The sequence below is a fragment of the Mesorhizobium sp. M0166 genome (genome assembly GCF_040322255.1).
In the GTDB taxonomy this organism is placed as follows: Bacteria; Pseudomonadota; Alphaproteobacteria; order Rhizobiales; family Rhizobiaceae; genus Mesorhizobium.
Genome location: NZ_JAMYTD010000004.1, coordinates 97,443 through 119,029 on the forward strand (window position 1 = coordinate 97,443; position 21,587 = coordinate 119,029).

Annotated in this window: 18 protein-coding genes and 2 pseudogenes; 13 read left to right on the forward strand and 7 right to left on the reverse strand. The window is 63.1% G+C overall.

The annotated features are described in order from the left end of the window. Positions 1–332: 332 nt before the first annotated feature. Positions 333–1,423 (forward strand): annotated as a pseudogene (locus tag NKJ46_RS07070) (3-deoxy-7-phosphoheptulonate synthase). Between the two features lie 56 nt (positions 1,424–1,479). On the opposite strand, the gene NKJ46_RS07075 reads toward NKJ46_RS07070, so the two are convergent. Then, positions 1,480–2,115 carry a LysE family translocator gene (locus NKJ46_RS07075; RefSeq protein ID WP_352663531.1) on the reverse strand — a complete coding sequence of 212 codons (636 nt, stop codon included), beginning with the start codon at positions 2,113–2,115 and terminating at the stop codon, positions 1,480–1,482. 126 nt (positions 2,116–2,241) lie between these two features. On the opposite strand from NKJ46_RS07075, the gene NKJ46_RS07080 reads away from it, so the two are divergent. Then, positions 2,242–2,943, forward strand: a complete 702-nt coding sequence (locus NKJ46_RS07080; RefSeq protein WP_352663939.1) for a helix-turn-helix transcriptional regulator — start codon at positions 2,242–2,244, stop codon at positions 2,941–2,943. 46 nt (positions 2,944–2,989) lie between these two features. On the opposite strand, the gene NKJ46_RS07085 is transcribed toward NKJ46_RS07080, so the two are convergent. Continuing rightward, the gene (locus NKJ46_RS07085) at positions 2,990–4,099 is read right to left on the reverse strand and encodes a Gfo/Idh/MocA family protein (protein ID WP_352663533.1); all 1,110 of its coding nucleotides are present in this window, start codon (positions 4,097–4,099) and stop codon (positions 2,990–2,992) included. 153 nt (positions 4,100–4,252) lie between these two features. Here NKJ46_RS07085 and NKJ46_RS07090 point away from each other — a divergent pair, with 153 nt between their 5' ends. After that, the gene (locus NKJ46_RS07090; RefSeq protein WP_352663941.1) at positions 4,253–5,098 is read left to right on the forward strand and encodes a MurR/RpiR family transcriptional regulator; all 846 of its coding nucleotides are present in this window, start codon (positions 4,253–4,255) and stop codon (positions 5,096–5,098) included. On the opposite strand, the gene NKJ46_RS07095 is transcribed toward NKJ46_RS07090, so the two are convergent. Then, the gene (locus NKJ46_RS07095) at positions 5,095–5,985 is read right to left on the reverse strand and encodes an AraC family transcriptional regulator (RefSeq protein WP_352663535.1); all 891 of its coding nucleotides are present in this window, start codon (positions 5,983–5,985) and stop codon (positions 5,095–5,097) included. The two genes, NKJ46_RS07090 and NKJ46_RS07095, sit on opposite strands and share 4 nt — an antisense overlap. A gap of 137 nt (positions 5,986–6,122) precedes the next feature. Between NKJ46_RS07095 and NKJ46_RS07100 the strand changes: the two are divergent. From NKJ46_RS07100 to phnN, 9 genes and pseudogenes are all read left to right on the forward strand, one after another. Beyond that, positions 6,123–6,849, forward strand: a pseudogene (locus NKJ46_RS07100) (SDR family NAD(P)-dependent oxidoreductase). Between the two features lie 200 nt (positions 6,850–7,049). Next, entirely contained in the window at positions 7,050–8,984 is a 1,935-nt protein-coding gene (locus NKJ46_RS07105) for a bifunctional 5-dehydro-2-deoxygluconokinase/5-dehydro-2-deoxyphosphogluconate aldolase (protein ID WP_352663537.1), read from the forward strand. Between the two features lie 34 nt (positions 8,985–9,018). Beyond that, positions 9,019–10,863 carry a 3D-(3,5/4)-trihydroxycyclohexane-1,2-dione acylhydrolase (decyclizing) gene (gene iolD / locus NKJ46_RS07110; RefSeq protein WP_352663539.1) on the forward strand — a complete coding sequence of 615 codons (1,845 nt, stop codon included), beginning with the start codon at positions 9,019–9,021 and terminating at the stop codon, positions 10,861–10,863. 41 nt (positions 10,864–10,904) lie between these two features. Next, positions 10,905–11,822 (forward strand): myo-inosose-2 dehydratase, encoded by a 918-nt coding sequence (gene iolE / locus NKJ46_RS07115; protein WP_352663541.1) that lies wholly within the window; start codon positions 10,905–10,907, stop codon positions 11,820–11,822. Between the two features lie 26 nt (positions 11,823–11,848). After that, the gene (locus tag NKJ46_RS07120) at positions 11,849–12,067 is read left to right on the forward strand and encodes a DUF3329 domain-containing protein (protein WP_254815905.1); all 219 of its coding nucleotides are present in this window, start codon (positions 11,849–11,851) and stop codon (positions 12,065–12,067) included. Positions 12,068–12,069: 2 nt separating this feature from the next. Beyond that, complete coding sequence (gene iolB / locus NKJ46_RS07125) at positions 12,070–12,882, forward strand: 5-deoxy-glucuronate isomerase (protein WP_352663543.1); 813 nt, start codon at positions 12,070–12,072, stop codon at positions 12,880–12,882. Positions 12,883–13,033: 151 nt separating this feature from the next. Further along, the gene (locus NKJ46_RS07130; RefSeq protein WP_352663545.1) at positions 13,034–13,741 is read left to right on the forward strand and encodes a DUF1045 domain-containing protein; all 708 of its coding nucleotides are present in this window, start codon (positions 13,034–13,036) and stop codon (positions 13,739–13,741) included. A gap of 97 nt (positions 13,742–13,838) precedes the next feature. After that, the gene (locus NKJ46_RS07135) at positions 13,839–14,978 is read left to right on the forward strand and encodes an alpha-D-ribose 1-methylphosphonate 5-triphosphate diphosphatase (protein WP_352663547.1); all 1,140 of its coding nucleotides are present in this window, start codon (positions 13,839–13,841) and stop codon (positions 14,976–14,978) included. Continuing rightward, the gene (phnN, locus tag NKJ46_RS07140) at positions 14,975–15,604 is read left to right on the forward strand and encodes a phosphonate metabolism protein/1,5-bisphosphokinase (PRPP-forming) PhnN (RefSeq protein ID WP_352663549.1); all 630 of its coding nucleotides are present in this window, start codon (positions 14,975–14,977) and stop codon (positions 15,602–15,604) included. The genes NKJ46_RS07135 and phnN overlap by 4 nt, the downstream gene beginning before the upstream one ends. An 83-nt stretch (positions 15,605–15,687) precedes the next feature. Here the strand turns inward: phnN and NKJ46_RS07145 are convergent, their stop codons facing one another. The 4 genes from NKJ46_RS07145 to NKJ46_RS07160 all read right to left on the reverse strand — a co-directional run bounded on the left by NKJ46_RS07145 (position 15,688) and on the right by NKJ46_RS07160 (position 20,008). Next, the gene (locus NKJ46_RS07145) at positions 15,688–16,218 is read right to left on the reverse strand and encodes a DUF2231 domain-containing protein (RefSeq protein ID WP_352663551.1); all 531 of its coding nucleotides are present in this window, start codon (positions 16,216–16,218) and stop codon (positions 15,688–15,690) included. 151 nt (positions 16,219–16,369) lie between these two features. Further along, positions 16,370–17,365: an ABC transporter permease gene (locus NKJ46_RS07150; protein ID WP_352663553.1), complete on the reverse strand. Its 996-nt coding sequence runs from the start codon at positions 17,363–17,365 to the stop codon at positions 16,370–16,372. Between the two features lie 23 nt (positions 17,366–17,388). Continuing rightward, complete coding sequence (locus tag NKJ46_RS07155) at positions 17,389–18,933, reverse strand: sugar ABC transporter ATP-binding protein (RefSeq protein WP_352663555.1); 1,545 nt, start codon at positions 18,931–18,933, stop codon at positions 17,389–17,391. 112 nt (positions 18,934–19,045) lie between these two features. Beyond that, on the reverse strand, positions 19,046–20,008 hold the full coding sequence (locus NKJ46_RS07160) for a sugar-binding protein (RefSeq protein ID WP_352663557.1): 963 nt from the start codon (positions 20,006–20,008) through the stop codon (positions 19,046–19,048). A gap of 460 nt (positions 20,009–20,468) precedes the next feature. Here NKJ46_RS07160 and NKJ46_RS07165 point away from each other — a divergent pair, with 460 nt between their 5' ends. Next, positions 20,469–21,575, forward strand: coding sequence for a LacI family DNA-binding transcriptional regulator (locus NKJ46_RS07165; protein ID WP_352663559.1), 1,107 nt, complete (start codon positions 20,469–20,471; stop codon positions 21,573–21,575). The last annotated feature ends 12 nt before the right edge of the window (positions 21,576–21,587 follow it).

Sequence of the window (21,587 nt, forward strand, 5' to 3'; positions counted from 1 at the left end):
AACGCCGCCCATCACTTCCTCATCCTCGGGTCTCCGCGACGGAGCTCCGCTCCTGCTTCGCCCTGGGATGACGAAGTTCGGGGGGCTTCAGCCAATCGCGAATGGGCTGGAGTAGACCTCCTCCTCACCAGGCACGTGACAAACGCAACCGCTTCGACTATATCAGCCGTCATGATCAACCTGACCGCCACCTATTGGTACTTTATGAGCTCGCTGGCGGCGGGAGGATTGCGCTCGATCTGAAGATTGCAGCAACAACATCCGAACAGCCGCCAGATCTGGCGGCTTTTTTGTCTCAGCCGGCAGGTCTCCCCAATCAGGAGCAGAAAGCCGTGTTGACCACCACAGACGATCTTCGGGTCAAAGAAATCAGGGAATTGAGTACGCCGGACGAGGTGATGCGGGAATACCGCGCACACTGACGGCAACGCGCACCGTTGCCGCGTCACGCAACGCCATCCACGCCGTGCTGACCGGCACCGACGACCGACTGGTGGTCGTCGTCGGCCCCTGTTCGATCCACGATCCGGCCGCTGCCGTAGACTATGCCAGCCGTTTGGCATCGCTGCGTGAAAGCCTGTCGGACCGGCTGGAGATCGTGATGCGCGTGTATTTCGAGAAGCCGCGCACGACGGTCGGGTGGAAGGGCCTGATCAACGATCCCGACCTCGACGGCAGCTTCAACATCGACAAGGGCCTGAGGATGGCCCGCAACGTGCTCGCCGCCGTGAACAATCTCGGCCTGCCGGCGGCGACCGAATTCCTCGACATGGCCACCCCGCAATATATTGCCGACCTCGTCGCCTGGGGAGCGATCGGCGCGCGCACGACCGAGAGCCAGATCCATCGCGAACTGGCGTCAGGCCTGTCCTGCCCGGTCGGCTTCAAGAACGGCACCGACGGCAATTTGCGGATCGCCGCCGAAGCCGTGAAATCCGCCGCCCAGCCGCATCATTTCATGGCGGTGACGAAGGGCGGGCGCAGCGCCATCGCGACGACCACCGGCAACGAGGACTGCCACGTCATCCTGCGCGGCGGTATTGTGCCGAATTATGACGCGGCCAGCATTGCTGCTGCCTGCGCGGAACTCGGCCGGATCGGCGTGGCGCCGCGGCTGATGATCGATGTCAGCCACGCCAACAGCTCGAAGAAGCCGGAAAACCAGCCAGGGGTGGCGGCCGACGTGGCTGGCCAGGTCGCGGCAGGCGACGAGCGCATCATCGGCGTCATGATCGAGAGCAATCTCGTCGCCGGCCGGCAGGACGTCATGCCCGGCAAGCGGCTCGTCTATGGCCAGAGCATCACCGATGGCTGCATCGACTGGGCAGCCACCGAGACGGTGCTTCACGGCCTTGCCGACGCCGTCGAGCGGCGCCGGTCGGTGCGCCGCGCCATGATCGCCGACCGTCCTGGAGCCGCCTGACGAGGCCGAAGATGCCAGCGAGGACAAGGCGGGGGTCCTGATTTCAAGCCAGGACTTCACGCCGCCTTCAGACCTTGCCAGGCGGTTAGTACCGAAACCGCAACGAGAAGCAGTCCGGCCGTCCGGCCGGCAAATGCGGTCGCCCGGGGATTGGCGACCAGGAGATTGCGGCTGCGACCGGCGGTAAGGGCAAGTGCACCATAGACGGCAAACTGCAGGGCGATCGTCATCAATCCCATGATGGACGCCTGCATCCAGATCGGGCCGTAAGCGGGCTTCAGAAACTGCGGATAGACCGCAAAGACGAAGAGATAGGCTTTGGGATTGATCAGGCAGATCACCAGCCCCTGGCGAAACGCCTTCCAAGTGGAGCGGCTGCCGGCTAGCCGCTCGTGGCCGATCTTGATCGAGCTGCGCATCAGCGTCAGGCCGATAAAGGCCATGTAGGCAGCGCCGGCAATCAGCAGCGGATTGTAGAGGATCGGCACGAAGTGCATCAGCAAACCGACGCCGACAGCGCCGTTCAGCGTATGCGCCATGCCGCCCAGCATGATGCCGCCGGTCGCGGCAAGCCCCCTCTTGCCGCCTCCGGTCAGCGCATTGGCGAGCACGAAAAGCATGTCCATGCCGGGCACGATGATGATGCCGAACAGGAGGAGGAAGAACAGCCAGAGATTTTCCGCATAACCCATGTCAGTTGCCTGTCGCCTCGACCGGTCAAGCCGCTGAGGAATGTGTGATTTTCAATTCGATAAGCAGTGGTATAGGTCAGCTCAACTGACGATGTAGTGTCAGTTGTGATCGAAGCGGGCGAGGAAATGCGCAAGGCGTCGCGTCTGTTCGAGATCATCCAGATCGTGCGGCTGGCCAGGCAACTGGTGACGGCAGCCATGATGGCCGAGCGGCTGGAAGTGACGGTGCGCTCCGTCTATCGCGACATTGCCGCGCTGCAGGCAATGCGCGTGCCGATTGAGGGCGGGCGAGGCATCGGCTATGTCCTGCGCCCCGGATTCGATCTGCCGCCGCTGATGTTTTCGATCGAAGAAATGGAGGCGATCGTTCTGTCGCTCGCACTGCTGGAGCGCACGGGCGACACCGAGCTCAAGCAGGCGGCCAAACGCGTCAGCGACAAGATCGCCGGCGCGGTGCCGCCTCCTTTGCGCCAGACATTCGATGCCAATGCGCTGCATGCATGGGGGTTCGCCGCGCCTTCGGCCGGCGCGGTCGATCTGGCGCTGGTACGGCGCGCCATCCGCGACGAGGAGAAGCTGGACCTATCCTATCGCGACGAACTTGGCCGCGCCTCCGAGCGCCTCATCCGCCCGATCGCCCTGATCTATTACGCAGAAACCGCCAACATCGTCGCCTGGTGCGAGTTGCGCCAGGCGATCCGCAATTTCCGCAGCGACCGGATCAGGGACTGCCGGGCAACAGGGGTACGGTTCAAGGGCGAAGGCGATCGGTTGCGGCAGATCTGGGTAAACGGCTGGGAGACGAACGCCCCTGCTGCCGGCGATTGAAGCAACCATCGCGAAAAGCGGATGCCAGAACCTATCAAGCGGGAGACTACCGCACCTCCATCCAGCGCTGTTCCGCGAACGAGCGCGCCATCGCGTGCACGGTGCGCTCGATCTCCAGGCCTTCGTCGAAGTCGATGATCCGCGCCGGCTTGCCGGCAAGCCGCGTCAAAAGTTCCCGGCATTCGATGATCTTCAGGTCGTTGAAGCCGAGGCCGTGGCCGGGCGCCGGCAGGAAGGCGTCATAAGGCGTATGGTGCGGCGCCACCAGGATGGTGCGATAGCCTTGCTCGGTCGGCCGGTCGGCTGTCAGATAGAGCTGGAACTCATTCATCCGCTCCTGGTCGTACAGGATTGAGCCCTTCGAACCAAAAATCTGGATGGCGATCCGGCCTTTGCGGCCCCAGGCCGAACGGTTGACCAGCAGCGTGCCCGCGATGCCGTTTTCGAGATGCATCAGGATGCTGGCGATGTCATAGGTCTCGACCGCGCGGCGCCCGCCCGAGGCGACGCGGCGGTCGGCATAGGGTCTGGCCATGTCGCACATGACGCGGGCAACGCGGCCGAACAGTACGGCGACGAGCGACAGCGGATGCACGGCGAAATCGTCGAGCGCGCCGTAACCGGACGCCGCCTCGTGCTTCCAGAAGAACAGCGCCTCCGGATCGGCCATGAAGTCCTCGTCCATCTCGACACGCAGATGGTTGACCTCGCCGATGATCTTCTCGTCGAGCAGAGCGCCGATATGGCGGATCGCCGGGTTCTGGATGTAGTTATAGCCCAGCGCCGCAACCTTGCCGGATTTCTGCGCGGCCGCAGCCATCGCTTGCGCCTCCGCAAAACTCGGCGCCATCGGTTTTTCACACCACAGATGCTTGCCGGCTTCGAGGATGGCGATGGCCATTTCCGGGTGGAACTGGTTTGGCGTGGTCAGCGAAACGACATCGACATCGGGATCGTCGACGACGGCGCGCCAATCACCGGACGCCTTGGCGAAGCCGAATTCGCTGGCACGGCGTTTGGCAAGGTCCTCGTTGACCTCGCCCAGATGGACCAGCCTTGGCTTGTCGACATCGGGAAAGACGGTGCCGACCGCGTTCCAGGCAATGGCGTGGCACTTGCCCATGAAGCCCGTGCCGATAAGACCTACCCCGACCATCCGCTTGCCTCCCTGTGTGCAAAATTGGTGTGGATGAATTAGTCCATTTTGTTTGCAGATGGAACGCTTGTCTCATTTTTTATGGTGTTCTTGCACAGGCCCGCTATGATGGGGCACAGAGGGAACCAGACGATGAGCCTGGGCGGAGCGACGATGGACGAACGGGTGCCGCGCGATTTCGAGACGCTGCGGGCGACGATCCTGGAGCGGCGCCAGAGCCTGCCGAAACGTATCGCCCAGATCGCCGCCTATGCGCTCGACAACCCGGACGATATAGCCTTCGGCACCGCTGCCAGCATCGCCGCCTCCGCCGGTGTCCAGCCTTCGACCCTGATCCGCTTTGCGCAGCAGCTTGGCTTTGACGGTTTCACCAGCCTGCAGCTGGTGTTTCGGGAGCGCCTGCGCGAGCGCAACTCATCCTATGATGAAAGGCTGGCGGCATTGCGCGCCAAGGCCGAGGAAGGCGCCGGCCACCGCGCGATCTTCGACGGTTTTGTCGCCGCGGCCAGCACCTCGCTCAACGACATTTCGCGCACGCTGAATGAAGACCATTTCGAAGATGCGATCGCCGTGCTGGCCAAGGCGGAAACCATTTATGTGCTGGCCAAGCGGCGCTCCTACCCGGTCGCCTCCTATATCGCCTATGCATTGGGCAAGCTCAAGATCCGCAACCAGCTGATCGAATCGGCCGCCGGGCTCAATGCAGAGATGATCGGCTTTGCCTCTCCAAGGGACGCCGTGATCGCCATCAGCTTTTCGCCCTATGCCCCGGCCACCATTGAGGAGGCGCGCGTCATTTCGGAGCAAGGCGTGCCGATCGTGGCGATTACCGACAGCTCCTTTTCGCCGCTCGCCCAATTCGCCAGGGTCTGGTTCGAGGTCGCCGAGGCCGATTTCGCCGGCTTCCGCTCGCTGTCGGCGACGATGGCTTTGGCTATGGCGCTGACCGTCGCGGTCGGCGAGAAGCGGCGCGATACTGGCAAGAAGCGCAAGCCTTAGATCACCTCTATTGCCGTTTCGCCTTCTGCCAAATGCCGCGCTGCGTCGCGGGCAGGCGGCGAGCCAAACTGGCGGGCATACTCCCGGCTGAACTGGGAAGCACTCTCATAGCCGACAGCGAAGGCGACACGCGCCACGTTGCCCGGCTGGGCAATCAGCAGATGGCGGGCTTCCAGCAAGCGGATTTGCTTTTGATACTGGATTGGGCTCATGGCCGTCGCCGCCTTGAAGTGACGATAAAATGCGGCACTGCTCATACGGGCGATCTCGGCCAGATCGCCGACCCGGACCGGCTGATGGGGATGCGAACGGATCCAGGCGATCGCCCGGCCAATCCGGGACAGATGGCTATCGGCGCGCGCAAGTTCACGAAGTTTTCCGCCCTGGGGGCCTTGCAGGAGCCGAAACAGCATCTCCCGCTCGATCATGGTCGCGAGCACGGCAATCTCCGCTGGCCGGTCAAGCAGCCGCATCATTCGACGCAACGCGTCGAGCAGATCGTCATCAGCGGGAGAGGTGGAGAAACTGTCGCCACTGAGGGCCGGCGCGTGCTCGACGAGAAGCGCGGCGACGGCCTGCAGGTCAAGGGTCAAGCCAATGGCCAGGTAAGGACGCGCCGCGCTCGCTTCGACTATCTGGCTGATGGTCGGCGTCTCGACAGTGTAGATGAAATAGCTGGCCGGATTGTAACGAAGAGCCCGGTCGCCGATCAGAACCGTCTTTGCGCCCTGCAATACGAATAAGATCCCCGATCCCCATACGCCCGGTGATGGCGTCGTGGCAACTTCGCTGCGGCCGATCGAAACACGGGGAAGCGCCGTTCTTGTTCGCCGCCCGTACGCATGGCGGCCGGCGATCTCGATCAACTCCTGCAGCGCCTCGCTCATTGCGCCAGCATCGCGCATTCGTACCGGCCGCGCAACAGCGTGAGAGGATTAGGCAAGAGCTGGAGAGTTTCCGGCGCGCGGCACCCGCTGCGTCGCGCCATTTGTGGGTCTTCCACAGGAAGCATGGAGACGCTGATATGAGAACATCGAAAAGCGCGCTGGTGACCGGCGCCAACAAGGGTATAGGCCGCGAAATCGCCCGGCGACTGGCGACGATGGGCTTCAAGGTCTGGCTCGGCGCCAGGAACGCCGAACGCGGCATGGCGGCTGTGCAAGCCTTGCGTGCCGAAGGGCTCGACGCAGAGTGGCTTGAGCTGGACGTCACGCAGGATGACAGTGGCGGCGGCAGCTAAAGCCGTCAGCGAGGCCAGCTCCTGCCTCGACGTGCTGGTGAACAACGCCGGCGTCGCCATCAATTACGACTTGCCGCCGAGCCAGCAGCGGATCGCCGACATCCAGGCCACCTACGACGTCAATGTCTTCGGCCCGATCCGCGTAACCCAGGCATTCCTGCCGTTGCTGCTGGCAGCGCCTGCTGCCCGGATCGTGATGGTGAGCAGCTCCACCGGGTCCATCGGCCGGGCGCTCGATCCCGCCACCGCCAACCACGCCGTCAATTTGATGGGCTACGGCAGCTCCAAGACAGCCTTGAACGCCATCGCCGTGGCCTTCGCCAGGGAGCTCGCGCCCCAAGGCATCAAGGTCAACGCCGCGGCGCCCGGCTACACCGCCACCGATCTCAACGGGTATAAAGGTCACCGCACGGTGCAGCAGGCGGCCGAGATCGTCATTCACCTGGCGACCCTGGACGCCGATGGCCCGACCGCCGGGTACTTCAACGATGATGGGCCGCTTCCTTGGTAAATCAGCTGGTTTCAGTGGTAGACACTTGACGTTCGTCTGACTTCAAAGTTTCTGAACGCGCGAGCCTTGCACAGCACTTTTCGGCCTTGGGAATGCTCGTTCCATATTGACTATGGATTGGAATTATTATTTCATATTGCCGGCGCCACGCTGCCGCTCGCGCGTGTTACCCAAGACAACAAAGCCGATGGGAGGTTCGAATGGGCGAAGCCGTGGAAGCGAGACATGCGCCGCTCGACATCATCACGATCGGCCGCGCTTCCGTCGATCTCTATGGCCAGCAGATCGGCTCGCGCCTCGAGGACATTACTTCCTTTGCCAAGTCGGTCGGCGGCTGTCCGGCCAACATCGCGGTCGGTACGGCCAGGCTCGGCCTGCGCTCGGCGCTGCTCACCCGCGTCGGCAATGAGCAGATGGGCCGCTTCATCCGCGAGCAGCTGACCCGCGAGGGCGTTTCGGTCCAAGGCCTCAAGACCGATCCGGAGCGGCTGACCGCCCTGGTGCTGCTGTCGGTCGAGGATGAGGGCGTCTCGCCGATGATCTTCTATCGCAGCGATTGCGCCGACATGGCGCTTTCGGAAGACGATATCGATGAGGCGTTTATCGCTTCGGCACGCGCGGTCGTCGTCACCGGCACGCATTTTTCACGGCCCAACAGCGACGCCGCCCAGCGCAAGGCGATCCGTGTCATGAAAGCCAAGGGCGGCAAGGTGGTGTTCGACATCGACTACCGCCCTAACCTGTGGGGCCTCGCCGGCCACGCCGAAGGCTTCGAGCGCTATGTGAAATCCGACCGCGTCTCGGCGCAGCTGAAGACGGTGCTGCCCGATTGCGATCTCATCGTCGGCACCGAAGAGGAAATCATGATCGCCTCGGGCGCAGACGATTGCCTGAGTGCGCTGAAAACCATCCGCTCGCTGTCGGCGGCAACCATCGTGCTGAAACGCGGTGCCATGGGCTGCATTGTCTATGACGGGCCGATCAGCGACGACCTCGAGGACGGTATCGTCGGCAAGGGGTTTCCAATCGAGGTCTACAACGTGCTCGGCGCCGGCGACGCCTTCATGTCGGGCTTCCTGCGCGGCTGGCTCGGCGAGGAAAGCCTGGCGACGGCGGCGACCTGGGCCAATGCCTGCGGCGCATTTGCCGTATCGCGGCTGCTCTGCGCACCTGAATACCCGACTTTCGAGGAATTGCAGTTCTTCCTGAAAAACGGCAGCAAGCATCTGGCGCTGCGCAAGGACGAGGCGATCAACCACATCCATTGGGCGACCACGCGCCGGCGCGACATCCCCTCGCTGATGGCGTTCGCCTGCGACCACCGCGTCCAGTTGGAGGATGTCGCGGCAAAAGCCGGCGCCGATCCGTCGCGAATCCCAGCTTTCAAGGTGCTGACGGTCAAGGCCGCGGCCAAGGTCGCAGCTGGCCGCGCCGGCTACGGCATGCTGCTCGACGAAAAATACGGACGCGAGGCGATGTTCGAATTCGCCCACCATTCCTTCGCCTGGCTCGGCCGGCCGGTCGAGTTGCCGGGTTCGCGGCCGCTTCGCTTCGAGTTCTCGCAAGACATAGGTTCACAACTGACCGAATGGCCGGTCGACCACTGCATCAAATGCCTGTGCTTCTATCATCCCGACGATCCCGCGGCGCTGAAGAGCGAACAGCAGCAGAAGCTGCGCGCTTTGTTCGAGGCCGCGCGGAAAGTGGGCAGAGAACTTCTGGTCGAGATCATCGCCGGCAAGCACGGCAAGCTCGACGACATGACCATCCCGCGCGCGCTCGAGGAACTCTACGCACTCGGCATCAAGCCCGATTGGTGGAAGCTCGAACCGCAGGCATCGGCCGGCGCGTGGGCAAAGATCGAGGCGGTGATCCTGAAGAACGATCCGTGGTGCCGCGGGATTGTGCTGCTCGGTTTGGAAGCGCCGCAGGACGAGCTGGAAGCGGCCTTCGCCGCCACCGCCAAGGCGCCCATCGTCAAGGGCTTTGCAGTCGGCCGCACCATCTTCATCAACGCGGCCGAACAATGGCTTGCCGGCAAGATGTCGGACGGTGAAGCGGTTGCCGACATGGCAGCTCGCTTCGAGCGACTGACCGAGGCATGGCTTGCGGCGCGCGACCGCAAAGCAGCATAAGAAGGCGCGGCATAAGGACTGCGGAGGAACCGACATGACCAAGACAATCCGCCTGACGATGGCGCAGGCGCTGACCCGCTTTCTTGCCCGGCAGATGACCGAGATGGACGGGAAGAAAGTGCCGATCTTCGGCGGCGTCTGGGCGATCTTCGGCCACGGCAACGTAGCCGGCGTCGGCGAGGCGCTTTACCAGGTGCGCGACGAGCTGCCGACCTTCCGCGCCCATAACGAGCAGGCAATGGCGCACGCGGCGATCGCCTACGCCAAGGCCAATTTCCGCCGCCGCTTCATGGCTGCGACCAGTTCGATCGGCCCCGGCGCGCTCAACATGGTGACCGCTGCGGCACTTGCGCATGTAAACAGGTTGCCTATCCTGTTTCTGCCCGGCGACGTCTTCGCCAATCGCATTCCCGATCCCGTCCTGCAGCAGGCCGAGGATTTTTCCGACGGCACGGCGACCGTCAATGACTGCCTTCGGCCGGTGTCGCGCTATTTCGACCGTATCACCCGGCCGGAGCAGATCATGCCGGCGCTCAACCGCGCCATGCAGGTGCTGACCGACCCCGCCGAATGCGGCCCGGTGACGCTGGCGCTGTGCCAGGACGTGCAGGCCGAGGCTTATGACTACCCCGACAGTTTCTTTGCCGAGCGGCTCTGGACCCAGCGCCGGCTGCGGCCGGACCGCCAAGAGCTAGCAGCTGCAGTGGCGGCGCTGACGAGCGCGAAGAAGCCATTGGTGATTGCCGGCGGTGGCGTACTCTATTCGCAGGCGTCCGAGGAACTGGCAAAGCTGGTGCAAGGCGCCGGCATTCCGATTTGTGAGACGCAAGGCGGCAAATCCTCGCTTCCGGACGATCATCCCTTGAACATGGGCGCGGTCGGCGTCACCGGCACTTCGGCGGCCAACAGGCTGGCCGAAGAGGCCGACGTCGTGCTTGCCGTCGGCACCAGACTGCAGGATTTCACCACCGGCTCCTGGGCGCTGTTCAAGCATGCCGGCAGGACCATCATCGGGCTCAACGTGCAACCTTTTGACGCCGGAAAGCACCAGGCGCTGCCGCTGGTCGCCGATGCGGCGGAAGGGCTCGCCGAATTGGCTGCCGCGCTGAAAGGCTGGAAGGCCCCATCAGGCTGGACCGACAATGCGATCACGGGCAAGGAGGACTGGCAAGCGGATGCCGGCAAGGTGACGGCGTCGACCAATGCCGCCTATCCGTCCGACGCGCAGGTGATCGGCGCAGTACAGCGTGCCATGGGCACCGGCGTGGTACTGCTCCATGCCGCCGGCGGCTTGCCCGGCGAATTGCACAAGCTATGGCAGGCGGGTGCGCCCGGCTCCTATCACGCCGAATACGGCTTCTCGACCATGGGCTATGAAATCGCCGGCGGGCTTGGCGTCAAAATGGCCAAGCCGGACGAAGAGGTCGTGGTGATGATCGGCGACGGCTCCTACCTGATGCTCAATTCCGAGATCGCGACGTCGGTGATGCTCGGCCTCAAGCTGACCATCGTGCTGCTCGACAACCGCGGCTATGGCTGCATCAACCGGCTGCAGATGGCGACCGGCGGCGCCAACTTCAACAATCTGCTGAAGGACGCTCGTCACGAGACCTTGCCCGAGATCGACTTCGCCGCGCATGCTGCGAGCATGGGTGCGATTGCCGAAAAAGTGCAGTCGATCGCCGGGCTCGAAACGGCGCTGGCGCAAGCGAAGAAGAATACGCGAACGACCGTGCTGGTCATCGACACCGACCCGCTGGTTTCGACCGAGGCCGGTGGAAGCTGGTGGGATGTCGCAGTGCCGGAAGTCTCGGCACGGCCGCAAGTGAATGCGGCGCGCAAGAAATATGAGGAAGCGCTGAGCGGGCGGCGATTTTAGCGCCCGCCAACGCCTCGAATGTCAGAAATCGGAGTGACGACTTGAAAGCCAAACTGGGCATGTCCCCTATTGCATGGTGGAACGACGATCTTGCGGAACTCAGCGATGATGTGTCGCTGGAGGAGTGCTTGCGCCAATCGCGTTCGGCTGGTTTCACCGGCATGGAAATGGGCCGCCGCTTTCCCAACGATCCGAAAATCATGCTGCCGATCCTCAGGCAGGCCGACGTGACGCTTTGCGGTGGCTGGTTTTCGGGAACGCTGGTCGACGAAGACATGGCGAAAAACAAGGATCGTATCCAGCCGATGATCGATCTGTTCAAGGCGGTGAATGCGCCTTGCATCGTCTATGGTGAAGTCGGCCGCTCCATCCAGGGCGACCGCTCCAAACCACTCGCCACCAAGCCGAGGCTTTCGGACGATGAGATGAAAGCCTACGCGAAGCGGCTCACGCAGTTCGGCGAATGGTGTGCCGAGCAAGGCATGCCACTCTCCTATCACCATCATATGGCGGCGGTGGTCGAGACCGAGCCAGAGCTCGACGCCTTCATGCGCTATTCGGGAGAAGGCATTCCATTGCTGCTCGACGCGGGTCACCTGGCCTTTGCCGGCGGCGACGTGCTGCGCGCTATTGATAACCACCACCGGCGCATCAACCACGTGCATGTGAAAGACGTGCGCATGGAGGTGATCAATAAGCTGGATCGTAGCAGGCAATCCTTCCTCGATGCGGTGGCGCTTGGTGCCTTCACCGTGCCAGGAGATGGCTCGCTGGACTTTGGCGCCATCGTCCAGAGGCTCGCCGACCATGGCTATGAAGGCTGGTTCGTGGTCGAGGCCGAGCAGGATCCGAAGAAGAACCCGCCGCTCAAGATGGCGCAGGTCGGCTACAAGGAATTGATGCGGGTGATGACGGCGGCCGGCTACACGGTGGAGACACAGGGCTTTCCAAATGTTTGAGGCTCGCGAGGAGACGTGTTGATCCGATGAAAGACTCCGAGCACCCGTTTTTCCGGCCGCTGTGGCGGCGCGTTGCCGTTGTCGCGGTCTGCCTGGTCTGGTCGGTGATCGAATTCGCTACGGGCACACCGTTCTGGGGCGTGATCGCGCTTGGCTTCGCCGGCTATGCCGTCTGGCAATTCTTCTATCTCTACAAGCCGGCTGATGAGGACAAGCCATCGGCAGACGCCAAACCGAAGGAATGACCATGTCGAAGCTGCTCATCAAAGCCAATAAGGGCCACGGCCGCATCGCCCATGTGACGCCGCAAAACGCCGGCTGGACCTATGTCGGCTTCGATCTGCATCGGCTGAGGCCCGGCGAGAGCGCTTCCGGGCAAACCGCGGATCGTGAGGTTTGCCTGGTGTTCGTCACCGGCAAGGGTAAGGCCAAGGCCGGCGGCAAAGAACTCGGCCTACTCGGCGAACGCATGTCGCCCTTCGAAGGCAAGCCGTGGTCGGTCTATGTGCCGCAGGGGTCGGAGTGGTCGGTGAGCGCCGATACCGATCTCGAACTTGCCGTCTGTTCGGCGCCAGGACTGGGCGGCGGTCTGCCGGTCCGTGTCATCGGGCCCGACGATCTCGGCCAGGAGGTTCGCGGCAAAAGCACCAACACGCGCTATGTCACCAACATCCTGCCGGAGGGCAAGCCGGCCGATTCCTTGCTGGTGGTCGAGGTCATCACGCCCGGCGGCCACACATCGAGCTATCCGCCGCACAAGCACGACCAGGACAATCTGCCGGCTGAATCCTATCTCGAGGAAACCTATTACCACCGCCTCAACCCGCCGCAGGGCTTTGCTTTCCAGCGCGTCTACACCGATGCGGACGAGAGCGGTGCTCGTTCGCTCGACGAGGCGATGGCGATCGAGGACGGCGACGTCGTGCTGGTCCCCAGGGGTTATCACCCCTGCGCCGCCTGCCACGGCTATGATCTCTATTATCTCAACGTGATGGCCGGACCGAAGCGGACGTGGAAATTCCACAACGCGCCTGAGCACGAATGGCTGATGAAGGCCTGACAGGTTTCGCTTCGCCTTCATCCGCTGGTCCAAGGCGAAAAAATCGTCGGCTAATGACCCGCCTGGACAACTTTGTTATCAGGAGCGATCACCAGCTTCGTCATTTCGTCATGCAAATCGCCTATGGCAGCGGGGCTGACGAGGACTTTCGATGCGCTACGCTATCTATTTCACCCCCCGACAGGACGAACCGCTGGCACGGATCGCCGCCAACTGGCTCGGCCGCGACCCGTTCGGCGCCGCCACAAAGCCGGTCGAGGCTGTGGGCGAACTGTCGGCGGCAGAAGTTGCCTTCCATACCGCCTCGGCGCGCCGCTATGGCTTTCATGCGACGCTGAAGGCGCCTTTCCGACTGGCTTCCAACGCGACGGAAGCCTCGCTTCGCGCAGCGCTCGACGATTTTGCCGAGGCGACGCCCGTGGTGACGATCCCGCGCCTGATCGTCAGCCAGATCGACGGCTTTTTCGCGCTGGTGCCGGAAGCGCCGCTGGCGGCGCTCAACCGCTTCGCCGATGATGTGGTGCGCGACTTCGACCGCTTTCGCGCGCCGTTGACGGAAGCCGAGATCGAACGGCGCAGCCCCGATTCGCTGAAGCCCGACGAGTTCCGCAATCTCTGCCAGTGGGGCTACCCCTATGTCTTCGAGACCTTTCGCTTCCATATGACGCTGTCCGGCCGGGTCTCGTCACAGGAAAGCCCTCGTCTTCGCCTAGCAATCGACAGCCTGTTTGCGGGCGTGCTGCAACGGCCGGTGGCGGTGGACGCGCTGACGCTGTTTGTGGAAACTGAACCGGGTGCGCCGTTCATGGTGCTGTCGCATCACGCGCTCGGGCGCCGCCCGGCCAGAAGAACTGCCTGACCAGAAGAACTGCCTAAGTGACTATTTGCTTCAACCCCATGGTGCGTCGCCAATTCATTTTCAATTGGGCTGCAAAATGCTCCGAGGACTGCCTGAAATGACCGCCGAGACCGTTCTTGACAATGCCCGCATTGTACTGGCCGACCAGATCGTCGAAGGGTCGATCGTGCTGCGCGATGGCGTGATCGCCGACATTGATCCCGGCGCTGGCCGCAGCGGCGAGGACATGGGCGGCGACTTCATCATCCCTGGCCTGGTCGAACTCCACACCGACCATCTCGAAGGCCATTACGCGCCGCGTCCGAAAGTGCGCTGGAACCCGATCGCAGCTGTGCTGGCGCATGACGCGCAGGTGGCGACGGCCGGCATCACCACCGTGCTCGACGCCTTGCGTGTCGGCATGGACGAGGATGCCGACCTGACGGCCGCCGACATACGCAAGCTGGCCGACGCGATCGAAGATAGCGTACAGCAGGACCGGCTCAGGGCCGACCATTTCCTCCATCTGCGCTGCGAGGTTTCGGCGCCGGACTGCCTCACGGCCTTCGCCAATTTCGACGGCGACGAGCGCGTCAGGCTGGCGTCGCTGATGGACCATGCGCCCGGACAGCGCCAGTTCGTCAATTTGGAAACCTACGCCTATTACTACCAGCGCAAGCTGAAGCTGACCGATCGCGATTTCCAGAAATTCTGCGAAAAGCGGATGGCGGAATCGGCGAGGAACTCAAGCCCGAACCGCAGCTTCATCGCTGCTGCCTGCCAGGAGCGCGGCATCGTGCTCGCCAGCCATGACGACGCAACCGTCGGCCATGTCGACGAAGCGATCGAGCAAGGTGTGCGCGTCGCCGAGTTCCCGACCACCGAGGAGGCAGCACGGGCTTCAAAGGAGGCAGGGCTCGGCGTATTGATGGGCGCGCCGAATGTCATGCGCGGCGCCTCGCATTCGGGCAATGTCTCGGCCCGCACGCTGGCCGGCAACGGCCTGCTCGACATCCTGTCGTCGGACTACATTCCGTTCAGCCTGATCCAGTCGGCCTTCTTCCTCGGCGACATGGTCGAGGGCATTTCCTTGCCTCAGGCGGTGGCGATGGTCTCTAAGAACCCGGCCGAGGCGGTCGGCCTCACCGATCGCGGCGTCATCGAGCCCGGCCGGCGCGCCGATCTGGTTCGCGTGCGCGTCGACGACCATGTCCCGGTCGTCCGCACAGTCTGGCGGCAGGGACGCCGGGTCGCATGATGGTGTCGGCATCGGTCGAGCGTGAATTGTCCGCTGCGGGATTTCCGATCCGCGACGGCGTCTTCGTCGCCGTCGTCGGGCCGAGCGGTGCCGGCAAGGACACGGTGATCGGCTATGCGCGCGCTGTGTTTGCCGACGAGAGCCGGCTGGAGTTCGTGCGCCGGGTGATCACCCGTCCGAGCGATGCGGCCACCGAGGATCACGACACGCTCGCCGATGCGGCCTTCGTCGAGGCCGAAGCGGATGGCGCCTTCGCGATTTCCTGGGAGGCGCATGGCCTGCGCTATGGTATCCCGGCCGAAGTCGACTGGTCGGTCGCCCACGGCCGTGTCGCGATTGCCAACGTCTCGCGCGCGATCATCCCGGCGCTGCGGGAGCGCTACGCCAATCTGGCTGTCGTCGAGATCACGGCTACACCGGAGATCCTGGCCGAGCGGCTGGCATTGCGCGGTCGCGAGTCGCGCGGCGAAGTGCTGGCACGGCTGGCGCGCAATGCCAATTTGGCGCTATCCGGACCGGGTGTCACCTCGATCGACAATAGCGGCCCTCGTGAAGCCGCCGGCGAGCGCTTTGCCGAGGTGCTGCGCAAGGCCATGGCCTTCTCCGATATGTCGGGCCTTATCTAAAGCGCGCCCACCCCGATGCAATCGGGATGGGCCTAACCGATATCTTTTTGGAAACCGGTTATCCACTTTTCGGGATTATGGCCTCATGCGGCGTGCCGGTCCCGACCAGCGTGATGAGTATCTGTGCCAGTGGTTGTCGAAGGCTTCGCGGGCGCATCCGCTGGTGTATCCAGAACTGCAACGTGATGGCGATACACCATTTCCCAGCCCTTCCAGCCGGTAAACAGCAGTATGCAGACCACTATGAACGACAACAGCACACCCCATGGGCGGACCGCGGCCTCGGCGCCTTGCGCATAGCGAAGATAGAAATTGATCAGTGCCACGACGACCGCGGTCAGATTGCCCAGCATGTGGTACCAGGCGTCCGACAAGGCGCGAATGCGCGGCTCGTTGATGAAGTCGATAAAACCGGCTGTCGCGGCGAGAAGGGCGATTACGATGGCTGCCCCGATCAGCCACATCGATGCCCGTGCCCAGAAGGCATCGGCAGTTCCCCAGAAAACCAGGTCGGTGACAAAGGCGCCGACAAGAAACGCGACAGGAAAAGGTATCAGCATCGGGTGGAGGGGGTGAGTTCCTACCTTTGCGGTACTTACTGGATTCGTGGGCATGGGACGCCTCCGCGTAGCAAAGCTTAAATAAACGCTCAAATACGGGTTTCGTTCCAAATAGAGATTAACCTGAACTGCTGTCGCGAAGCTCAGGCTGACCTTTTCATGCCTGCCAATGGCAGTCGGCGTATTTCATCCAGCTATTTTTGCGTCATTCCGCGGCAGCACCCGCCACGCCCTTGCGGGTAGCTTCCAGCATCCGCCGCCGCGCCCTGAACACGCCCCATTGCTGGTCGACCAGCACGCCGATGAGGATCACCCCGCCCATGACGGCGAAGTTGAGCGAGGACGGGATGCCGAGCAGGTTGACGAGGTTCTGCAGCTCCTGCAGCAGCACCGTGCCGAGGAGGACGCCGATCAGCGAGCCTTCGCCGCCACGCAGCGAGAAGCCGCCGAGCACCGCTGCCGCGATGGCGTAGAGCTCGTAGAACTGGCCGTGGCTGGCCGGCGAGATCGAGCGTGTGTACATGGCGAAATAGATCGCCGACAGCGCCGTCAGCACGCCGCAGATGACATAGGCGGCCATGACGATGCGGCCGGTGCGGATGCCGGAATATTTCGCCGCTTCCTCGTTCTTGCCGATGGCGTAGAGATAGCGACCGAATACGGAGCGGTGCAGCACCACCCACATGACGATGGCAATGACGATCAGCGCGAAAAAGCTGTTCGGTACGCCCCACGACCGGCCGGCGGTCAGGAATTCCAGCTCCGGAAAGTTCTGGCCGAAGGCGAAACCGGCAGTGCCGTCGGCGGTGTAGAAGCGCGCCACGCCGCGATAGATCAGCAGGCCACATAGCGTGACGACGAAGGGCTGCAGTTTCAGCCGGGTGATCAACCAGCCATGCACCAGCCCAATGACGGCGCCAAGCGCGATGATCAGCACAAAGGCCAGTGGCCACTCCATCTCTCGCACGGCGATGAAATCGACGAACAGCGTCCCGAGCAGCGCAACCACCGAGCCGACCGACAATTCGATGCCGCCGGTGATGATGACGAAGGCTTGGCCGATCGACAGGATGCCGAACAGCCCGATCAGGTTCGAGGTGTTGGCGAGATTGATCGGCAGCAGGAAGCGCGGGTTGATGATCGCCACCACCGCGCCGACCACCAGGATCAGGATCAGCAGGCCGAGATCTTTCTTGCTCATCGTCTTCTCCCAGTGCCTGCGAATTACTTCGGCTGCTTGCCGACCGCCAGCAACAGCACGTTTTCCTGGCTGAACCGGTCCTTGTCGAGAATGCCGGAGATCTGGCCCTCATGCATGACGGCGATGCGGTCGGAAACGCCGATCACCTCCTCCATGTCGCTGGAGATCATCAGCACGGCGACGCCGGCATCGGCCAGCGCCCGCATCAGCCCGTAGATTTCGGCCTTGGCGCCGATATCGATACCGCGCGTCGGTTCGTCGAGGATCATCACCTTCGGCTTCATCGCCAGCCATTTGGCCAGCACGACCTTTTGCTGGTTGCCGCCCGACAGCGTGCCGGTACGCGTCTGCACGGAGGGCGCCCTGATGCCGAGATCGGTCTTCTGCTTCTCGGCGGTGGCGGCCTCGGCACTGGCCGAGACCAGCGAGCGCCGCGAATGCGCCGGCAGATTGGGCAGCGAGATGTTCTGGGCGATCGACAGGTCGAGCAGGATGCCGGTCAGCTTGCGATCCTCGGGGACGAGGAAAATTCCGTTGGCCACTGCGTCGGCGGCCGAACCAAGAACCAGATCTCTTGCGTCAAGCTGGAACGAGCCGCCAAAGCTCCTGTCGATGCCGAACAGGACGCGCGCCAGCTCCGTCCGGCCGGAGCCGACGAGGCCGGCGAGGCCGAGGATCTCGCCATGCCTGACGTCGAGGTCGACCGGCCGGTCAGGATAGGCGGCGGTGCGAATGGCCTTTACCGACAGCGCGACAGAGCCCGGCGGGCGCGCCGATTCCGCGGCCTTCTCGCGCTCCTTCAGCATGCGGCCGATCATCAGCTTGACCATCTGGTCGTGATTGATGGCGCTCTTCGGCAAGGTTCCGGCGAGCATGCCGTCCCTGAGCACGACGACGCGGTCGGCGACGCGCTCGACCTCGTGAAGGCGGTGCGAGATGAAAATGACACTGATGCCGTCTGCCTTCAGCGCCTTGATGACACCAAGCAGCTTGTCGGTTTCGGCGATCGGAAGGCTCGAGGTCGGTTCGTCGAGGATAACCAGCCGTGCCTCGATCGACAGCGCCTTGGCGATCTCGACCATTTGCTGCTGCGCCAGCGACAGCGCCGACACCGGCGTATCGGCCGAGAAATTGGCGCCCACGCGTTTGAGCAGCGGCGCCGCCTGCGCTCGCAGCCTGGCGCGGTCGACCAGCTTGAGCGGCCCGGCGCGCAGCGGTTCGCGGCCGAAGAAGATGTTGGCGGCCACGTCGAGGTTTTCGAACAGGTTGAGTTCCTGGTGGACGAAAGCGATGCCCGAGCCGATGCTGGCCTCGACGGTCAGCCCGTCATGGGCGATGCCATCGACGGTGATGGTGCCGGTGTCCGGCCTGGTCACGCCCCCGAGGATCTTCATCAGCGTCGATTTACCGGCGCCGTTTTCGCCGACCAGGCCGATGACCTCGCCGGGCCTTACGTCGATCGAGAATCCGTCCAGCGCGACGACGCCGGGATAGGTCTTGCGCACACCGTCGAGGCTCAGGAACGGAGCGTCCGTAGATGCAACGATGGATGGGTCGGAATAATTCATCACGCCTGACAGCAGCCGGTGAGCCGTTTGGTCTCAGACTGACGGGCCTCGCGAAGCCCGTCAATAGAACGCCGGCTCAAGGCGAACCTTGAGCCGGCGTAACCTAATTCGCTCACTTTCCAGACATCGCCTTGAGGCTGGCGGCGTAGGCGTCGACATCGTCCTTGCCGATGATCTTGGTCGGGATGATGATCAGGCCATCGGCAGGAATGCCCGACTTGTCGCCCTCGAGATAGGCAGCCATCAGCTTCATGCCCTGATAGGCCCATTCGAAGGGTTGCTGCACGACGGTGGCGGCGACGGTGCCTTCCTTGACGCCGCCCAGCGTGATCGGATCGTCATCGAAACCGACGACGGTGATCTGGCCGAGCTTGCCGGCATCGCGCAGCGCTTCATAGATGCGCGGCGTGTTGTAGGAATAGAAGCCGACCATGCAGGTGACGTCGGGGCTGGCGACCAGCGCGTCCTCGACGTTCTTCTTGGCGCGAGCCTGATCGATGTCGTCGCCACGCACGTCGACCAATTCGATCTTGGTGCCCGCGAGGCCGTCCTTCATGCCCTGGATACGTTCCTTGGCATTGTCGGCACCGAGCAGGCCAACGAAGCCGAGGCACTTGCCACCGTCAGGCATTGCCTTCTTGGCGATCTCTGCCGCCTGCTTGCCGGCATCGACATTGGACGAGCCGATATAGGCGACACGCTTGGTCTGCGGTGCGTCGCTGTCGGTGGTGAACAACGCCGTTTGCGAGGCGATCTTGTTCAGTCCGTCGGTCGACGTCTTGGGATCGACGGCCGAGACCATGATCGCCTTCACGCCGGCCGTGACAAGATCGTCCATCAGGCGCTGCTGGATGGCGACCGAGGACTGCTCCGGATATTTGAGTTCCAGATTATAATTGGGCAGTTCGGCTTGAGCCTTCTTGACGCCGGCTTCGGCCGCCTTCCAGAAATCGGAAGCGCCGTTGACGACGAAGGCCAGTGTCGGCTTGTCGTCGGCTCGCGCAATTGCGCTGGCGGACAAGCCGAGCAGCAGGGCCGCAGCGGCGACGGACGCATTTCGTATTACAGATTTCATGTTCAACCTCCCATTTGACTCAGTGATTTTCGCTGATGATGAACGTGCCGACGCGGCTTGGACGCCCTCCTCCTCCTCCTCAGGGTTCCGGCAGCGAGGAACGACGCCATTCCAACCGCGATCATCGACTTTAGAGACTCATTCGCCGTTCGTAAATAGTCCGATTTGTCTGACATTTCCCCGAAACGGCAGGCAAGCTTCGGCTGACGGGAACCGTCCGATACAAGGCTGGCTTGCGTTCCGAACATGCGCGGTCCGACGTCGTCCGGGCATGACGGATTGACGTTATAGAGATGCCAGATATTAGTAAAGAGTATTAGTTGGTCGGGATTCTCGCCACAAGGGAGATGCCTTCCAGTCGTTGCTGCTTGGGATTGGCGACTAAATTCGCCCAAGAGGGTGGATTATATCTATTAGTAGCGCTTTGCCTTATATAGGCGAAATTCGAAGGACCAACAACATGAACGAACCACTTCGGGATGCGGTCCTTCAGGGTACCAGACGGCGCAAGCCGTCCGGGAAAAACCCCAAGGGCCGCGTCACCATGACCGACATCGCCAGGGCCGCAGGCTGTTCGCAGGCGACGGTCTCGTTCGTCCTCAACAACACGCCGGGCATCAGGCTGTCGCAGCAAACCCGAGAGCGGGTGATTGAGACCGCGCGAACGCTAGGCTATTCGCCCCCGGTGTTTTCTGCCTTGCGAGCTCCTGTTGCCGCATTCGACGGGCTGGATGGGGTGATCGGCTTCGCAGTCGACCAACTGGCGACCAGCCCGGAGGCGGTCGTCGCCATCGAAGGGGCGCGGCAAGCCTCGTGGAACGCCGGCAATGTGCTTTTGGTGGCGCAGACCATGGGCGACGAGGTGATGGAGCCCCGCGCCATCGCGGCGCTGGCCAAGCGGGGCATTTCGGCGCTGATCTATATGACCATCTTCACCCGCGAGATCGTCGCGCCGGACTATCTGTACGGCCTCGACATCCCGGTCATCCTGCTCAATTGCTACACCGCCGACTATGCCTTTCCCGCCGTGGTGCCGAGCGAAATCGCCGGCGGCCAGAGCTCGACCCGGCACCTGATCAGCCATGGCCACAGGCGTATCGCCACCATTACCGGCGAGCCCTGGATGCAGGCGGCGCAGGACCGGCTGAAGGGTTACCGCCGGGCACTGGCGACGGCCGACATCCCGTTCGACCCGGCGCTGGTCGTCGAAGGCGATTGGTCGGCGAGCGCCGGCTATGCCGCGACCATCAAGCTCTTGGCGCTGAAGGACCGGCCGACCGCCATCTTCTGCCAGAACGACCGCACCGCGATCGGCTGCTATGAGGCGCTGAAGGAGGCCGGCCTGCACATCCCCCAGGATATTTCGGTGGTCGGCTATGACGACGAGGAGATCGCCCGGCATCTGTTCCCGCCGTTGACGACGTCGATCCTGCCGCATATGGCAATGGGACAATGGGCGATCGAGCAGCTCGAAGTCCCCGCTGCTCCCGGTCGCGGCCGCTATCCCATCACCAAGCTCGAATGCCCGCTGGTGGAGCGGGAGTCGGTTGGCGCGGTGGCGGGCTGAGGCGAGAGTGCC

What these genes read in the sequence shown, in the direction of transcription:
- NKJ46_RS07075 (WP_352663531.1), bottom strand. Translation starts at nt 2,115, where the DNA reads ATGGGTTATGCGGAAAATCTCTGGCTGTTCTTCCTCCTCCTGTTCGGC.
- NKJ46_RS07080 (WP_352663939.1), top strand. Translation starts at nt 2,242, where the DNA reads ATGCGCAAGGCGTCGCGTCTGTTCGAGATCATCCAGATCGTGCGGCTG.
- NKJ46_RS07085 (WP_352663533.1), bottom strand. Translation starts at nt 4,099, where the DNA reads ATGGTCGGGGTAGGTCTTATCGGCACGGGCTTCATGGGCAAGTGCCAC.
- NKJ46_RS07090 (WP_352663941.1), top strand. Translation starts at nt 4,253, where the DNA reads ATGGACGAACGGGTGCCGCGCGATTTCGAGACGCTGCGGGCGACGATC.
- NKJ46_RS07095 (WP_352663535.1), bottom strand. Translation starts at nt 5,985, where the DNA reads ATGAGCGAGGCGCTGCAGGAGTTGATCGAGATCGCCGGCCGCCATGCG.
- NKJ46_RS07105 (WP_352663537.1), top strand. Translation starts at nt 7,050, where the DNA reads ATGGGCGAAGCCGTGGAAGCGAGACATGCGCCGCTCGACATCATCACG.
- iolD (WP_352663539.1), top strand. Translation starts at nt 9,019, where the DNA reads ATGACCAAGACAATCCGCCTGACGATGGCGCAGGCGCTGACCCGCTTT.
- NKJ46_RS07120 (WP_254815905.1), top strand. Translation starts at nt 11,849, where the DNA reads ATGAAAGACTCCGAGCACCCGTTTTTCCGGCCGCTGTGGCGGCGCGTT.
- iolB (WP_352663543.1), top strand. Translation starts at nt 12,070, where the DNA reads ATGTCGAAGCTGCTCATCAAAGCCAATAAGGGCCACGGCCGCATCGCC.
- NKJ46_RS07130 (WP_352663545.1), top strand. Translation starts at nt 13,034, where the DNA reads ATGCGCTACGCTATCTATTTCACCCCCCGACAGGACGAACCGCTGGCA.
- NKJ46_RS07135 (WP_352663547.1), top strand. Translation starts at nt 13,839, where the DNA reads ATGACCGCCGAGACCGTTCTTGACAATGCCCGCATTGTACTGGCCGAC.
- phnN (WP_352663549.1), top strand. Translation starts at nt 14,975, where the DNA reads ATGATGGTGTCGGCATCGGTCGAGCGTGAATTGTCCGCTGCGGGATTT.
- NKJ46_RS07145 (WP_352663551.1), bottom strand. Translation starts at nt 16,218, where the DNA reads ATGCCCACGAATCCAGTAAGTACCGCAAAGGTAGGAACTCACCCCCTC.
- NKJ46_RS07150 (WP_352663553.1), bottom strand. Translation starts at nt 17,365, where the DNA reads ATGAGCAAGAAAGATCTCGGCCTGCTGATCCTGATCCTGGTGGTCGGC.
- NKJ46_RS07155 (WP_352663555.1), bottom strand. Translation starts at nt 18,933, where the DNA reads ATGAATTATTCCGACCCATCCATCGTTGCATCTACGGACGCTCCGTTC.
- NKJ46_RS07160 (WP_352663557.1), bottom strand. Translation starts at nt 20,008, where the DNA reads ATGAAATCTGTAATACGAAATGCGTCCGTCGCCGCTGCGGCCCTGCTG.
- NKJ46_RS07165 (WP_352663559.1), top strand. Translation starts at nt 20,469, where the DNA reads ATGAACGAACCACTTCGGGATGCGGTCCTTCAGGGTACCAGACGGCGC.